The organism is Micromonospora sp. NPDC050417, assembly GCF_044458865.1.
Lineage (GTDB): Bacteria > Actinomycetota > Actinomycetes > Mycobacteriales > Micromonosporaceae > Micromonospora_G.
Genome location: NZ_JBITIH010000016.1, coordinates 137,554 through 153,609, shown reverse-complemented (window position 1 = coordinate 153,609; position 16,056 = coordinate 137,554). Strand labels below are relative to the sequence as shown.

The following is a 16,056-nucleotide window of genomic DNA, read 5'->3' as shown; positions in this document are numbered from 1 at the left end:
GCAGGGGCCGGTCGGGTGGACGTACGCGATGGCGGCCGGACCGGCGCGGCGGCTGCGAAACCCGGTCAGGCCAAGCGGATCCGGCGCCTGAGCTGGTGCGTCCCGGGCGCTTGGATGTGAACGCTAACAGCCTGTCCGCTCGATGTCTATGCCCTCGCGATGATCTCTGGTCCACTCTGGATCGGTGTCAAATCACAGATCGGTCGCGGTCGAAGGAAACCCTTGACGGCCACGATGAGAGCGTTAACACTACCGAAACGCAAGGGCCACACAGCGGCCCCAAACAGCACCTGCGGTCGACCGACATCGGTCGGCGATCGATCAGTGGACGGTTGGTTCCGGGTGGAGACACCCGCCCCGACCTGCCCCATGCGACACGACCAAACGGCTCAGCGGGGCCGGGGACGCGGGACACCAGGCGGCGGATGTCCCCTCGACGCCACCCCACGACACGTTCCAGACGGGTGAGGAGAAAGCGGTGTTCAGAAGGATCTCCGCAGCGGCAATGGGTGGCCTGCTCCTGGTCGCCTCGCTGACCGCGTGCGGCGGCGACAGCGGTGCCGGAGGCGGCTCCGACGACACGATCACCATGGGATTCGCGCAGGTGGGCGCCGAAAGCGGCTGGCGTACCGCCAACACGAAGTCCATCCAGGAGGCTGCCGAGGCGGCCGGCATCGAACTCAAGTTCTCCGACGCGCAGCAGAAGCAGGAAAACCAGATCAAGGCGATCCGCAGCTACATCACCCAGCGGGTGGACGTGATCGCCTTCTCCCCCGTGGTGGAGTCCGGCTGGGACACCGTGCTCAAAGAGGCCAAGGACGCGGGCATCCCGGTCATCCTCACCGACCGCGCGGTGGACTCATCGGACACCTCGCTCTACAAGACCTTCATCGGCTCGGACTTCATCATCGAGGGCGAGCGGGCCGGCGAGTGGCTGAAGAAGGAGTACGAGGGCAAGACCGACACGGTCAACATCGTCGAACTCCAGGGCACCACCGGCGCCGCTCCGGCGAACGACCGCAAGGAGGGCTTCGCCAAGGTCATCGGCGCCGAGCCGAAGTTCAAGGTGATCGCCTCCCAGACCGGCGACTTCACCCGCGCCAAGGGCAAGGAGGTCATGGACGCCTTCCTGAAGGCACACCCGAAGATCGACGTGCTCTACGCGCACAACGACGACATGGGACTGGGTGCGATCGAGGCGATCGAGGCAGCCGGCAAGAAGCCCGGCGTCGACATCAAGATCGTGACGGTCGACGCGGTGAAGGACGGCATGCAGGCCCTCGCCGACGGAAAGATCAACTACATCGTGGAGTGCAGCCCGCTGCTCGGCCCACAACTGATGGACCTGGCCAAGAAGGTCGTCGCCGGTGAGGCCGTGCAACAGCGGGTGCTCACCGAGGAGACCACCTTCACCCAGGAGCAGGCCAAGGCGGCGCTGCCGAACCGCAAGTACTGAACGACGCGGCAGACGGCTCACCGGTCGCCCCGGCGCACACCGCCGGGGCGACCCCGCCCACCGCACGGGAGAAGGGCTTCAGCCATGGCAACAGGCCGGGCGATCCTCACGATGACCGGCATCGGCAAACACTTCCCAGGGGTCGTCGCCCTGGACCACGTCGACTTCCGCCTCTTTCCGGGCGAGGTACACGCCCTGATGGGCGAGAACGGTGCCGGCAAGTCCACGTTGATCAAAGTGTTGACCGGTGTCTACCAGCACGACCACGGCCACATCGAACTCGACGGTGGTCCGGTCGGGTTCACCGGCCCGCTCGCCGCCCAACAGGCCGGGATCAGCACCGTCTACCAGGAGATCAACCTCTGCGCCAACCTCTCCGTGGCGGAGAACATGTTCATCGGACGCGAACCCCGGCGCTTCGGACACATCCGCTGGTCGGAGCTGCGTCGCCGGGCCGCCGACCGACTCCGCCGGCTCGATCTCGACATCGACGTGTCGAGTCCGCTCGGTGCCCACTCGCTCGCCATCCAGCAGATGGTCGCGATCGCGCGGGCGATCGACATCTCCGCCAAGGTGCTCATCCTCGACGAACCCACCTCCAGCCTGGACGCCGCCGAAGTCGCGCAGTTGTTCCGGGTGATGCGACAGCTCAAGGAGGAGGGCATGGCGATCATCTTCGTCACCCACTTCCTCGACCAGGTCTACGAGATATCCGACCGGATCACGGTGCTGCGCAATGGTCGACTCATCGGCGAATACCGCACCACCGAGCTGAGCCAACTCGACCTGGTCGGCAAGATGATCGGCGGCGAACTGGCCGTACTCGAACAGCTCGACGAGCAGCCCAAGCCCTCGGTTGCCGCGATCGAACAGGGCGCCCCGGTGGTGCAGGCCCGAGGGCTGGGACGCGCCGGCTCGATCGAGCCGTACCACCTCGCCATCCACCAGGGTGAGGTGGTCGGGCTGGCCGGGCTGCTCGGCTCCGGACGCACCGAAGCGGCCCGGCTGCTGTTCGGAGCCGACCGCGCCGACCAGGGAGAACTCCTCGTCGACGGCAAGCCGGTCGTGCTCAGCGGCCCCCACACCGCGACGACACACCACATCGGATTCTGCTCCGAGAACCGCCGGACCGAGGGCCTGGTGGAAGATCTCACCGTACGGGAGAACATCGTGCTCGCCCTACAGGCAAGCCGCGGCTGGTCCCGCCCCATCCCCCGCCGTCGCCAGGACGAACTGGTCGACCGGTACGTCCAGGCGCTGCGGATCCGACCCGCCGACCCGGAACTACCGGTACGCGCCCTCAGCGGCGGCAACCAGCAGAAAGTGCTGCTCGCCCGCTGGCTGATCACCGAGCCCCGGCTGCTGATCCTGGACGAACCGACCCGGGGCATCGACGTCGGCGCCAAGGCCGAGATTCAACGCCTCGTCGTCGAACTCGCCGACGGTGGCATGGCGGTCCTCTTCATCTCCGCCGAACTCGAAGAGGTGCTCCGGCTCAGCCACAAGGTCGCGGTGTTCCGGGACCGGCGACTGGTCACCGAACTGGAGAACACCGGCGACCTCGACGCCGATCGGGTGATGGCGGTCATCGCGGACGGAGGCCCGGCGTGACGAACCTGCTGCGACACCGCCTCTTCTGGCCGTTGGCCATCCTCGCCGTACTGCTGCTGGGCAACCTCGTCTTCACTCCGGGCTTCTTCTCCGTCCAACTCCGCGACGGCCACCTCTACGGCAGCCTGATCGACATCCTGCGGCTCAGCGCACCCCTGGTGCTGGTCGCGCTCGGCATGACGGTGGTCATCGCCACCGGAGGCATCGACCTCTCCGTCGGCGCGGTCGTGGCGATCGCCGGAGCCCTGGCCTGCCTGCGGATCAGCGAACAGGACAACCAGCAGAGCGTGGCGGTGGTCCTCGCCGCCGTCGGGCTGGCGCTGCTCGGGTCGCTCCTGCTCGGACTCTGGAACGGCTTCCTGGTCGCCGCCGTCGGCATCCAGCCGATCATCGCGACGCTGATCCTGATGGTGGCCGGTCGGGGCATCGCCCAGCTCATCACCGACGGACAGATCATCACCATCAACTCGGACCCGTACCGGCTCATCGGCGCCGGGTACTGGCTCACCTTCCCGTTCTCGGTGCTGATCGCCGTGGCGGTGACGGCGATCGCGGTGACGCTCACCCGGCGTACCGCCCTGGGCCTGCTGATCGAGGCGGTCGGCGGGAACCCCCGGGCGAGCCGGCTCGCCGGCATCAGGTCGCGCCGACTGATCGTGAGCGCGTACGTCTTCTGCGGGCTCTGCGCCGGAGTCGCCGGCCTCATGATCAGTTCGAACGTCTCCAGCGCCGACGGCAACAACGCCGGGCTGCTGATCGAACTCGACGCGATCCTCGCCGTGGTCATCGGCGGCACCGCACTGTCCGGAGGCCGGTTCTCCATCGCCGGCACGGTGCTCGGTGCGGTCATCATCAAGACCCTCGACACCACGATCTACACCATCGGCATCACCCCCGAGACCACCCTGCTGTTCAAGGCGGTCGTGGTGATCGTCCTCTGCCTTGCCCAGTCGCCCGCCTTCCGGAACCGGGTGTTCGCCCGGCGCCGGCACCCCGAACCGCCCGCGCCCACCGCGCCGGCAGCGAAGCTGGAGGTCCCGGCATGATCGACCTCGGCGACACGAAGACAGGTACGCGCACCACCGGTGCCGCCCTGCCCCGCCTGCTCGACGCCCGTCGGCGTTACCTGCCGGTGCTGGCGACGCTCGCCCTGCTGGCCCTGATGTACGGCCTCGGCGCGGTCAACTACGAGGGCTTCTCCGACACCCAGGTGCTGCTGAACGTCCTCATCGACAACGCGTTCCTGCTGGTGGTCGCGGTCGGCATGACGTTCGTGATCCTCACCGGCGGGATCGACCTGTCGGTCGGGGCGGTGGTGGCGCTGACCACCATGATCTCGGCCTCCCTGCTCGAACAGCGGGGCTGGCCGCCGGGGGTGGTGCTTCCCCTGGTGCTGCTGATCGGCGCCGCCTTCGGCTTCGCCATGGGGTGTGTCATCCACTTCTTCGAGATCCAGCCGTTCATCGCCACGCTCGCCGGTATGTTCCTGGCCCGCGGTCTCTGCTACGTGATCAGCACCGACTCGATCCCGATCACCGACGGGTTCTGGACCACGATGGCGCAGAGCAAACTCCGCGCCGGTGGGTTCTTCGTCTCGACCAGTGTGCTGATCGCGCTGGTCGTGGTGCTCGGCGCGGCGTACGTGTTGGCGTACACCCGGCTCGGGCGCGACGTCTACGCGGTCGGCGGCAGCCCGCAGTCGGCGCTACTGATGGGGTTGCCGGTGGGGCGTACCCGAATCGCGGTCTACACCATCAGCGGGTTCTGCTCGGCGCTCGGCGGCGTACTGCTCAGCTTCTACATGCTCTCCGGTTACGGACTGCACGCCACCGGCCTCGAACTCGACGCGATCGCCGCGGTGGTGATCGGCGGCACTCTGCTCACCGGCGGCTCGGGCTACCTGTTCGGCACGGTGCTGGGCGTACTGGTGCTGGGTCTGATCCAGACGATCATCACCTTCCAGGGCAACCTGAGTTCCTGGTGGACGAAGATCGTCATCGGCGTCCTGCTGGCGGCCTTCATCCTGCTGCAACGCGCGGTCTCCCGGCGTGCGCCGTAACCGGCCCGGGAGGCGGGAGTGGTGACACCGGGAAACGGGCGTCCGGCCGTCATGGCGGACGTCGCCCGCCTCGCCGGGGTGTCGCACCAGACCGTGTCCCGGGTGCTCAACAACCACCCGAACGTACGCCCGGAGACCCGGGACCGGGTGCTGGTGGCGATCTCCGAGCTGAACTACCGACGCAACGCCCTGGCGCGTGGCCTGGTCCGGCGCCGGTCGCGGGTGCTGGGCGTGGTCAGCTTCGACACCACCCTCTTCGGCCCGGCCTCCACCCTGTACGGGATCGAGCGGGCCGCTCGGGCGGCCGGTTACTGGGTCAGCATCGCCACCCTGGAACGAATCGACCGCGCGGGTGTGCTCGCCGCCGTGGACGCGCTCGCGGAACAGTCGGTGGAGGGGGTCATCATCATCGCCCCGCAACTGGAGGCGGCCGGCGCGCTGTACAGCCTGCCGGCCGGGCTGCCGGCGGTGGCGGTGGACGCCGGCAGCCCGGACGGCGGCGCCCCGGTCGTCGGCATCGACCAGGTCGCCGGCGCGCGACTCGCGGTGGAGCATCTGCTGGCGCTCGGACACCGCACGGTGTGGCACATCGCCGGTCCACCGGACTGGTTGGAGGCCCGGGACCGGGTCGAGGGGTGGCGTGGCGCGCTACACGACGCGGGCCGGCCGGTGCCGGCGACGATAAGGGGCGACTGGAGTGCCCGTTCCGGCTACGCCGCCGGGCAGGCGTTGGCCCGGCAGGCCGACGTGAGTGCCGTCTTCGCCGCCAACGACCAGATGGCACTCGGCCTGCTCCGGGCCCTGCACGAGCGGGGCGTACGGGTGCCCGGGGAGATCAGTGTGGTGGGCTTTGACGACATCCCCGAGGCGGAGTTCCTCATCCCGCCGCTGACCACCGTACGACAGGACTTCGATGAGGTGGGGCGCCGGAGCATGGCGGCCCTGCTCCGCCTGCTGGAAGCGGTCGACGGTCCGGACACCGTGTCGGAGGTGGCCGCGGTGGCGCCGACGCTGATCGAGCGGGGTAGCACCGCGCCGCCGACGCGTTGACGTCCACTGAGGACGGCCTTTTTGGACGACCGTTTGAACTTTTGGTCAGGTGCACGAAAGCATTAGGGCTCGACACGTAACTTTCGCTTTACATGACCGTCATGAATGCCTAGTCTTCGATGCCAAGGGTCGCCGGACGCGGGGGTGGCGCGGATGACGGACGCTCGGTCGACGGAGCACCACGAGCCCCCGGACCAGGTCCTGCTGCGAATGCAGGGGATCACCAAACGGTTTTTCGGAGTGACCGTACTCGATCGTGTCGACCTGGACTGCCGCCAAGGAGAGATCCACGCGGTGATGGGCGAGAACGGCGCAGGCAAGTCGACACTGATGAAAATCCTGGTTGGCGCGTACCAGCCGGACGGCGGCCGGATTTCGATCGAGGGCACCGAGGTCCGGTTCGGCCATCCCCGACAGGCCCTGGACGAGGGCGTCAGCATCGTGCACCAGGAACTCAACCTGTTGCCCGAACGGACCGTGGCGGAGAACATCTGGCTGGGCCGGGAGCCACGCCGACGCTTTGGCGTCGACCGCCGCGCGATGGAGGCCGCCGCCACCGGACTGCTCGCCAGCCTCGGCGCAGCCGACGTCATCGCCCCCCGCGCCACGGTCGGACAGCTACCGGTGGCACAGCAGCAACTCGTCGAGATCGCCAAGGCGCTCTCCTTCGAGCCCCGGATCCTGGTGCTCGACGAGCCCACCGCCGCGCTCTCCCCACACGAGGTCGACGCGCTCTTCACCCGGGTCCGCCGACTGCGGGACAACGGGTTGACCGTGCTCTACATCTCGCACCGGCTCAAGGAGATCTTCGAGCTGACCGACCGCATCACCGTACTCAAGGACGGTCGACGGGTCGCCACGGTCGAGACCGCGCGGGTCGAGCCACGGCAACTCGTACGGCTCATGGTCGGCCGGGAACTCGACCACTACTTCCCGCCCCGGGCCACCGCCGAGCAGATCGGTCCGGTCCGGCTGGCGCTGCGCGGCGGGTCAGCCGGACCACTGCACGACCTCGACCTGGAACTGCGGGCCGGCGAGATCGTGGGCCTCGCCGGACTGGCCGGTTCGGGCCGCACCGAGCTGGCCAAGCTGCTCTTCGGCGCGACCCGGCTGACGGCCGGCACGCTGACCGTGGACGGTCGGCAGCGCCGGCTCCGCTCTCCCCGCCAGGCGATCCGGTGCGGCATCGGCCTGCTCACCGAGGATCGCAAGTCCGAGGGGCTGGTGCTGCCGCTCTCCGTACGCGACAACAGTCTGCTCGCCGTCCGGGCCATGGGTTCGGCCGGCGGACGTGGTAGGGCCGCCCGCGCCACGGTGCGGGTCAGGGACCTGCTGGACCGGGTGCAGTTACGCGGCGGCACGCCGCACCGGGAGGTGCGCTATCTCTCCGGTGGCAACCAGCAGAAGGTGGTACTGGCCAAGTGGCTCGGCACCGGCGCGACCGTCCTGATCTTCGACGAGCCGACCCGGGGGATCGACGTCGGCGCCAAGGCGAGCATCCACGAGCTGATGCGCGAACTCGCCGCCGAGGGCGTGGCGATCCTGATGATCTCCTCCGAACTGCCGGAGGTGATCGGGATGGCCGACCGGATCCTGGTGATGCGCCAGGGCACCATCGCCGGCACGCTGCCGGCCGGCGCCAGCGAAGCCGACATCATGCTGCTGGCGACCGGTGAGGCCGACCCGACCGGTGCCGCCGACGCCGCACGGATCGCGGCTACGACGGGCACGAGGATCGCGGCCGTGACGGGCGTCCGGACCTCACCCGAGGACGGTACGACGGAAGGTGTCGCCCGATGACCGCGCGGACCCTCTCCCCCACGCTCGACCGGACCGGTCCGCTGCTGCGGGGCGGCTTCGCCAGCGCCCCGGTCTGGTTCGTCCTCGGCGGGGTCTTCGCCGTCGCCTGGCTGCTGGTCGAACTCGACGGCGGCGCGTTCATGACGGTCAGCAACCTCCAGAACCTGGCCGTCCGGTCGGTGGCGCTCGGACTGGTCGCGGTCGGCCAGACCATCGTCCTGATCGGCGGCTCGCTGGACCTGTCGGTGGCGTACACCGTCGGCATGACCGCGGTCGTCGCCTCCTTCGTGATGCAGGGCGACCCGGACCGGATGCTGCTCGGGGTGCTGGTCACACTCGCCCTCGGCATCGTGATCGGCCTGGTCAACGGGCTGGTCATCACCGGGCTGAGAGTGAACGCGTTCATCGCCACCCTGGGCACCTCGCTGGTGATCAGCGGGGTCCTCAACGCGCTCTTCACCAACTTCAGCGGCTCCGTCCCGCGTGCCTTCCAGGGCCTGGGCTACAACGCGGTCGGCCCGGTGCCGGTGTCGGTGATCCTGCTGCTCGCGGTCGTCGGCTGCGCCTGGTGGGTGCTACGACACACCCGGTTCGGATACCACCTCTACGCGGTCGGCGGCAGCGAGGAGGTGGCCCGGCTCTCCGGGGTCCGGTCCGCCCGGGTCATCGTCACCGCACACGTCCTGTGCAGCGTCACCGCCGTACTGACGGGGCTGTTCCTGGTCAGCCGGCTGCGCTCGGGCGCTCCGTGGGTCGGCACCGACGGCGGCTACGACCTGGAGTCGATCGCCGCGGCGGTGGTCGGCGGTACGGCACTCGCCGGTGGTCGGGGTACGGTCGCCGGCACCCTCGCCGGGGTGCTGATCCTGGCCGTCATCGACCAGGTGTTCAACCAGTACGAGGTGAACGCCTTCCTCAAGACCCTCATCCGGGGCGTGATCATCGTCGGGGCGGTGGCGCTCTACGCGAGGCGCACCCGGCGGGACGAGGCGGGGCTGTGACCGTCACCGAGGAAGCGACGCGGGACGTACCGGCGGGTGGCACGGCCGGACGGCGGGCCTGGACCGCACTGCGGGCCGTACCGCCGATCTGGGTCATCCTGCTCGTGGTGATCGCGGTGCTGGCCTGGCGCAACCCGGTCTTCGTCGAGCCCGATCCGTTCGCCAACTTCCTGCGCCGATCGGCACCGCTGGCGATCCTCGCCGCCGGCCAGGTCTACGTGATCATCGCCGGGGAGTTCGACCTCTCCGTCGGCGCGTTGGTGACCGCGGTGGTGGTGGTCGCCGCGCGGCTCTCCGACGGCGAGCCCGGCCACACCTGGTGGCTGCTCCTGCTGCTACTCGCCGGAGGTGCCCTGGTCGGGCTGGTCAACGGCCTGGTCACCACCCGCCTGCGGGTGCCCTCGTTCATCGCCACACTGGGCATGTTGCTGGTGTTGAACGGGGCGGTCTTCCTCTGGTCCGGCGGCGCACCGCGCGGTTCCCTCGCCGACAACTTCCGGGAACTCGGCCGGCGGGGCGTCGAAGGGGTGTTCGGCCTGACCATGCTGCCGTACGCGGTGCTGATCCTGGTCGCGGTCGGGGTCGGACTCTGGTGGTTGCTCAGCCACAGCCGCTTCGGCCACCAGGTGTACGCCGCCGGTGGCAACCAGCGTGCCGCCGCGCTTTCCGGTGTGGACGTACGCCGGGTCCGTACCACCGCGTTCGTCATCTCCGCGCTCTGCGCGGTGGTAGCCGGCGTCCTGCTCGGCGGCGCCACGGGTGTGACCGCCGAGGCGGGTGTCGGGTACGAGTTCCAGGCCATCGCCGCCGTCGTGCTCGGCGGCGCGGTGCTCGGCGGGGGCCGGGGCAGCGTCGGTGCGGCGATCGCCGGTGCGCTCACGCTCCAGGCCCTCTTCTCACTACTCAACCAGTTCGGCCTTGCCCAGTCGCTCCGGCAGGTGGTGCAGGGCGTGATCATTATCGGCGCCGCCGCGTACGCGGCACGCAGAATGCGCCGCTCGGGCTGACCATCGGCGGGTCAGAGCCATTCCACCGCTCACGGAAGCTCCACGCATTTCCCTGAACCGGAAGGAGAAAGGCCCGATGCGTTCCCCCACCACACTGCGCCGTCTCGCGCTCGGCGCGGCGGCGGTGCTGGCCCTCGCCGGCTGCAACTCCACCGCCCCCGACGACGGGGAGGGCGACGGCGGTCCGGCCGGCAGCGGCACCGGTGCCCAGTCGTCCTTCTTCGTCCAGGCCGACTACGACGAGCAGGTCAAGCAACGCGAGATGAGTCCCACCGGCCCGGCTGACTCGCCCTGGTTGCAGGCGATCGCCCCGCAGATGATCGACACGGCGAAGTTCACCAAGCCCGGTCCGCACAACATCTGCTTCTCCAACGCCGCCGTGAACAACCCGTGGCGGCAGGTCGGCTGGACCACCATGCAGGCCGAGGCGAAGCTCCACCCGGGGGTCACGCTCACCGCGGTCGACGCCGAGGGCAAGGACGAGAAGCAGATCAGCGACATCGAAGGGCTGATCGCCGGCAACAAGTGCAGCGCGTTGATCGTCTCGCCGAACACCACGAAGGCACTCACCCCGGCGGTGGAGAAGGCGTGCACGGCCGGCCTGCCGGTGGTGGTCTTCGACCGGGGTGTGGAGACCGAGTGCGCCACCACCTTCATCCACCCGATCGGTGGCTACGCCTTCGGTGCGACCGCCGCCGAGTTCCTGGTGGATAAGGTCAAGAAGGGCGGCAAGATCCTCGCTCTGCGCATCCTGCCCGGCGTGGACGTGTTGGAGACCCGCTGGTCGGCGGCGAAGGTGATCTTCGACCAGGCCGGCGCCAACGTGGTCGGGGTCGAGTTCACCGACGGTGACGCGGCCAAGGTCAAGACGATCGTCAACGACTACATCGAACGGTTCGGCTCGATCGACGGGGTCTGGATGGACGCCGGAGCCACCTCGGTCGCGGCGATCGAGGCGTTCGAGGACGCCGGCGCGGAGATTCCGCCGATCAACGGCGAGGACCAGCAGGACTTCCTGAAGGTCTGGCAGGAGAAGAAACTGACCGCGATCGCGGCCACGTACCCCACGTACCAGTGGCGTACGCCAGTCATCGCGGCGGTGGACATCCTCGCCGGCAAGCAGGTGCCGAAGGAGTGGGTGCTGCCGCAGCCGACCATCACCGACGCCAACCTGGCGCAGTACGTGCTGCCGGACATGCCGCCGCTGCACTACGCGCTCTGTGGCTGCGAGAAGATGCCCGGCTTCCCCGGGGTCTGGGGCGGTAAGTAGCTGATCCTCCGGGGCCGGTGGTTGCCGCCGCCGGCCCCGGACCTGCGGAAGGAGCGAGCGTGTACGGCATCGGCGCCAACACCTGGATCTGGGTCTCCCCGCTCACCGACGACCGGCTCGCGGCGCTCGCCCCACGCATCGCCGGTTGGGGGTTCGACGCGATCGAGTTGCCGATCGAGTCGGAAGGTGACTGGGACCCGGGGCGTACCGAGGAGTTGCTTTCCTCGCTCGGTCTCGCTGCCACCACCTGCGCGGTCATGCCACCGGGCCGGGATCTGGTGACCGACGACCCGGACGTGGCCGAGACGACCGCCGACTATCTGCGGGCCTGTGTCCGGGCGGCGGCCCGGATCGGGGCCCGGGTGGTCGCCGGTCCGGTCTACGCCCCGGTCGGCCGGACCTGGCCGCTCGACCCGGCCGGTCGTCGTCTGACGATCGGGCGGCTGGTCGAGCGGCTGCGTCCGCTGGCTGACTACGCGGCGTCGCAGCAGGTGACGCTCGCTCTGGAGCCGCTGAACAGGTTCGAGACGAGCCTGGTGAACACGGTCGAGCAGGGGTTGGAGGTGGTGGAGGCGGTGCAGAGCCCGGGCCTCGGCCTGGCGCTGGACACGTTCCACCTCAATATCGAGGAGCGCGACCTGCCAGCCGCACTGCGGGCCGCCGGCCGGTGGTTGGCGCACATGCAGGTCTGCGCGAACGATCGGGGCGCACCCGGAGCGGACCATCTCGACTGGCCGGGCATCGTCGCCGCGTTGGCCGACGTCGGGTACGCCGGACCGCTCTGCATCGAGTCGTTCACCTCGGAGAACCGTACGATCGCGACGGCGGCGGCGATCTGGCGTCCGCTGGCGCCCAGCCAGGACGAGCTGGCCACGGCAGGGCTCGCCTTCCTGCGGGCACTGCTCGCCGGAAGGGAGACACCGGCAGCGGCGGGGCGCTGATCCGGAGCGTCCGGTGGGCCCGGCGTCTTGTCGCGCCGGGCGGGTGATGGCCGCCCATACCGCCTCTCATTGGCGGAAATTAAGACATTGACATCAGTCGATTCTTAGGGTCAGCCTGGAACCGCGAGACGAATGCGCGGGGGAAGGTCCCCTGTTCGGCGGCGCATTCCAGCGGTCGCACCACCACCGCCGCCCGTCGGAAGGAGACGGCATGCGTCGCCATTCCTCAGCCCTCTTCACGTCCTTCGCCCTACTGCTCACGTTCCTCGTCCTACCAGCCCAGCCAGCCTCGGCCGCGCCGTTCCGCGCACTGCTCTTCTCCGAGACCGCCGGCTACCGCCACGACTCGATCCCGGCCGGCATCACCATGTTCAACCAGCTCGCCGCCGAGAACGGGTTCACCGTGGTCGCGTCCGAGGACTCCGCGGTCTTCACCCCCGCCAACCTCGCCACCTTCGACGTGGTGATCATGTTCCAGACCTCCGGCATGGTCTGGGACAACGACGCCCAACGCCAGGCGATCCAGGGGTACGTCGCCGCCGGTGGCGGCATCGCCGCCATCCACAACGCCACCGACATGGGCATCGAGAGTTCCTTCCCATGGTGGGACAACCTCGTCAACGGCGGGGCCCACATGCCCGAACACTCCCCCGGCGTGCTGCCCGGAACCGCACACGTCGCCGACCGGGTACACCCCTCGACGGTCGGCCTACCGGACCGGTGGAACCGCAGCGAGGAGTGGTACAACTTCGACCGCAACCCGCGCGGTGACGTACACGTCCTCGTCACCGCCGACGAGCGGACCTACAACCCGGGCGGCGCCGCGATGGGCGCCGACCACCCGATCTCCTGGTGCCGCGAGGCCGAGGGAGGCAGGGTCTGGACCACCGCGATGGGGCACGCCGCCTCCTCGTACAGCGAGACGCTCTTCCGCCACCACCTGCTCGGCGGCGTGCAGTGGGCCGCCGGGGACAAGCCCGGCGACTGCGGCGGCACTATCTGGGGCAACTTCGAGAAGGTCGCGCTCGACGAGAACACCGTCGACCCGATGGCGGTCGACATCGCGGCCGACGGACGGGTCTTCTACGTCCAGCGCGCCGGCCAGTTGAAGATCTTCAAACCGGCTACCAGTTCCACAGTCACCTCGGGCACGTTGAGCGTCTACACCGGAGGCGAGGACGGCCTGGTCGGCATGGCTCTCGACCCGAACTTCGCCACCAACAACTGGATTTACCTCTCCTACTCGCCGTCGGCCGCGACCACCGACATCAACCGGCTCTCCCGCTTCACGGTCAACGGCGACACCCTCGACCCGGCAAGCGAGCGGGTCCTGCTCGACGTGCCGGCGTACCGGTCCCGGACCAACCCTGAACCGGGCCACACCGGTGGGTACGTCGCCTTCGGGCCGGGCGGCAACCTCTACCTCTCGGTCGGCGACGACACACCACCCAACTACGACCCGGCCTGGCAGGGCTACGCCCCGCTGGACTGGCGTGCCGGCAGGTCGTTCCTTGACGCGGCCCGCTCCGCCGGCAACACCAACGACCTGCGCGGCAAGATCCTGCGCATCCACCCGGAGCAGGGCGGCACCTACACCATCCCCAGCGGCAACCTCTTTTCCCCCGGAACGGCGAACACCCGCCCGGAGATCTACGCGATGGGCTTCCGCAACCCGTTCCGCTTCCAGGTCGACCCGCAGACCGGTTGGATCAACATGGCCGACTACGGACCCGACCGCAGCGGGCCGACCACCAACCGGGGCCCGGAAGGGCTGGTCGAGATCAACGTGATCAAGCAGGCGGGCAACTTCGGCTGGCCGTTCTGCCACGGGAACAACCAGGCGTACGCGCCGTACAACCCGGACACCGGCGTGGTGGGGGCGAAGTTCAACTGCAACGCCCCGGTCAACAACTCGCCGAACAACACCGGACTCACCACCCTGCCCCCGCTTGTCCAGCCCCAGGTCTGGTACGGCTACGGCGCCTCGCCACAGTTCCCGGAACTGAGTGAGGGCGGTGCCGCGCCGATGGGCGGACCGGTCTACCGCTACAACGCCGCCTCCACCTCGCCGACCAAGTTCCCGGCGTACTACGACGGGGTGCACTTCTTCTACGAGTGGGCCCGCAACTACGTCAAGGAAATCCACTTCGACGCCAACGGCGGCCTGGTGAAGATCAACCCGTTCCTGCCCGGCGTCTTCTTCAACAAGCCGATGGACATGCGGTTCGGCCCGGACGGGTCGCTCTACCTGCTGGAATGGGGAGCCAACTTCGGCGGCGGCAACAACGACTCCGGGCTCTACCGGATCGACTACTCCAGTGGCGACCGGTCACCGATCGCCAAGGCCACCGCCACCCCGAACAACGGGCGTACCCCGTTGACCGTGCAGTTCTCCAGCGCCGGCTCGTACGACCCTGATCCCGGCGACGTGATCACGTACGCCTGGGACCTGGACGGCAACGGCAGCACCGACTCGACCGCGCCCAACCCGTCGCGGGTCTACACCAGCAACGGCAACATCACCGCTCGACTGACCGTCACCGACAACACCGGCAAGAGCGCGTTCGCCAACGTGCCGGTCACGGTCGGCAACACCGCGCCGACGGTTGCCATCACCGGCCCACCCAACGGCGGCATGCTCGACTTCGGCCAACAGGTCGCCTACACCGTGTCGGTGACCGATCCGGAGGACGGCACCGTCAACTGCACGCAGGTGTTCATGAACCCCGCCCTCGGACACGACGACCACCAGCACCCGACCAGCGACTACGCCGGCTGCGCCGGCACGGTCTCCACCGAACTGCTCGGCGGACACCCGGACGGGGCCGACCTCTACTACGTGCTCAACGCCCGCTACCAGGACAACGGCGCCGGATCGGTGGCCCGGCTGACCGGTTACGCGAACACGATCCTGCAACCCAAACACAAGCAGGCGGAGTACCTCACCGGGATGTCCGGCGTGCGGGTGATCGACCAGGCGGGTGCCGAGAGCGGCAAACGCATCGGTGACGTCAGCAACAACGACTGGATCATGTTCGACCCGATGAGCTTGCAGGGCATCACCTCGGTCAGCTACCGCCTCTCCAGCCCCAGCGGTGGCGGCTCGATCGAACTGCGGGCCGACTCCCCCACGGGGCAACTGCTCGCGACCGCCCCGGTGGCGAGCACCGGTGGCTGGGACACGTACGTCTCCCAGGCCGCCGTACCGGTCACCGCGCTCGCCGGCACGCACAAGCTGTACATGGTCTTCAAGTCGTCGGTCGACAACAACTTCGACGTCGACTCGTTCACCTTCGGCGGAGCCGGTGTCGGCACCACGCCGTCCGGGGGCATCGCCGGACGGACCTGGACGCTCACCGCCACGCACAGCGGCAAACTGGCCGACGTCAACGGGGTGTCGACCGCCGATGGTGCGGTCGTGCACCAGTGGGCGGCGACCGGCGGCAGCAACCAGCGCTGGCAGGCGGTCGACGCGGGTGGCGGAACGGTGCAGCTCAGGGCCGTGCACAGTGGAAAATGCATGGCGGTCACCGGTGGCTCCACCGCCGCCGGCACCGGGGTCACCCAGGTCCCGTGCGGCACCGCGGCCAGTCAGCGGTGGCAGCCGGTGGCCCAGTCCGGGGGCGTCTACGAGCTACGGGCGGCCCACTCGGGGCAGTGCCTCGACGTCAACGGAAACTCGATGAACGACGGCGCCACGCTGATCCAGTGGGGCTGTAGCGGCGGGGCCAACCAGCGGTGGCGGCTGACCCAGGTCGCCTGAGAGGTAAGGAGGGGCGCGGGTGTAGTTGTAAACGGTAAAATATAGAGCCCGCGCCAGAAACCAGACCAGAAGCTCCAAGGTGCCGGCGCCCGCCCACA

Annotated in this window: 11 protein-coding genes; all 11 read left to right on the top strand. The window is 69.0% G+C overall.

Features of this window, described 5'->3' with window-relative positions; genetic code table 11:
• Positions 1-505: 505 nt before the first annotated feature.
• The 11 genes from ACIBF5_RS21385 (at position 506) to ACIBF5_RS21335 (ending at position 15,958) form a co-directional block, all read left to right on the top strand.
• Positions 506-1,456 (top strand): ABC transporter substrate-binding protein, encoded by a 951-nt coding sequence (locus ACIBF5_RS21385; protein ID WP_396814324.1) that lies wholly within the window; start codon positions 506-508, stop codon positions 1,454-1,456.
• An 84-nt stretch (positions 1,457-1,540) separates the two neighbouring features.
• Positions 1,541-3,067, top strand: coding sequence for a sugar ABC transporter ATP-binding protein (locus ACIBF5_RS21380; RefSeq protein WP_396814183.1), 1,527 nt, complete (start codon positions 1,541-1,543; stop codon positions 3,065-3,067).
• Positions 3,064-4,113 (top strand): ABC transporter permease, encoded by a 1,050-nt coding sequence (locus tag ACIBF5_RS21375; RefSeq protein ID WP_396814181.1) that lies wholly within the window; start codon positions 3,064-3,066, stop codon positions 4,111-4,113. Before ACIBF5_RS21380 ends, ACIBF5_RS21375 begins: the two co-directional genes overlap by 4 nt.
• The gene (yjfF, locus tag ACIBF5_RS21370; RefSeq protein WP_396814179.1) at positions 4,110-5,126 is read left to right on the top strand and encodes a galactofuranose ABC transporter, permease protein YjfF; all 1,017 of its coding nucleotides are present in this window, start codon (positions 4,110-4,112) and stop codon (positions 5,124-5,126) included. Before ACIBF5_RS21375 ends, yjfF begins: the two co-directional genes overlap by 4 nt.
• A 51-nt stretch (positions 5,127-5,177) precedes the next feature.
• Positions 5,178-6,176, top strand: coding sequence for a LacI family DNA-binding transcriptional regulator (locus ACIBF5_RS21365; RefSeq protein ID WP_396814322.1), 999 nt, complete (start codon positions 5,178-5,180; stop codon positions 6,174-6,176).
• Positions 6,177-6,329: 153 nt separating this feature from the next.
• A complete protein-coding gene (locus tag ACIBF5_RS21360; protein WP_396814177.1) occupies positions 6,330-7,976 on the top strand; it encodes a sugar ABC transporter ATP-binding protein in 1,647 nt (548 codons plus the stop codon).
• Complete coding sequence (locus ACIBF5_RS21355) at positions 7,973-8,977, top strand: ABC transporter permease (protein ID WP_396814175.1); 1,005 nt, start codon at positions 7,973-7,975, stop codon at positions 8,975-8,977. The genes ACIBF5_RS21360 and ACIBF5_RS21355 overlap by 4 nt, the downstream gene beginning before the upstream one ends.
• On the top strand, positions 8,974-9,984 hold the full coding sequence (locus ACIBF5_RS21350; protein WP_396814173.1) for an ABC transporter permease: 1,011 nt from the start codon (positions 8,974-8,976) through the stop codon (positions 9,982-9,984). The genes ACIBF5_RS21355 and ACIBF5_RS21350 overlap by 4 nt, the downstream gene beginning before the upstream one ends.
• A gap of 76 nt (positions 9,985-10,060) precedes the next feature.
• A complete protein-coding gene (locus ACIBF5_RS21345) occupies positions 10,061-11,254 on the top strand; it encodes an ABC transporter substrate-binding protein (RefSeq protein WP_396814171.1) in 1,194 nt (397 codons plus the stop codon).
• 59 nt (positions 11,255-11,313) lie between these two features.
• Positions 11,314-12,195, top strand: coding sequence for a sugar phosphate isomerase/epimerase family protein (locus tag ACIBF5_RS21340; RefSeq protein WP_396814169.1), 882 nt, complete (start codon positions 11,314-11,316; stop codon positions 12,193-12,195).
• Between the two features lie 211 nt (positions 12,196-12,406).
• Positions 12,407-15,958, top strand: a complete 3,552-nt coding sequence (locus ACIBF5_RS21335; protein ID WP_396814167.1) for a ThuA domain-containing protein — start codon at positions 12,407-12,409, stop codon at positions 15,956-15,958.
• Positions 15,959-16,056 lie beyond the last annotated feature (98 nt).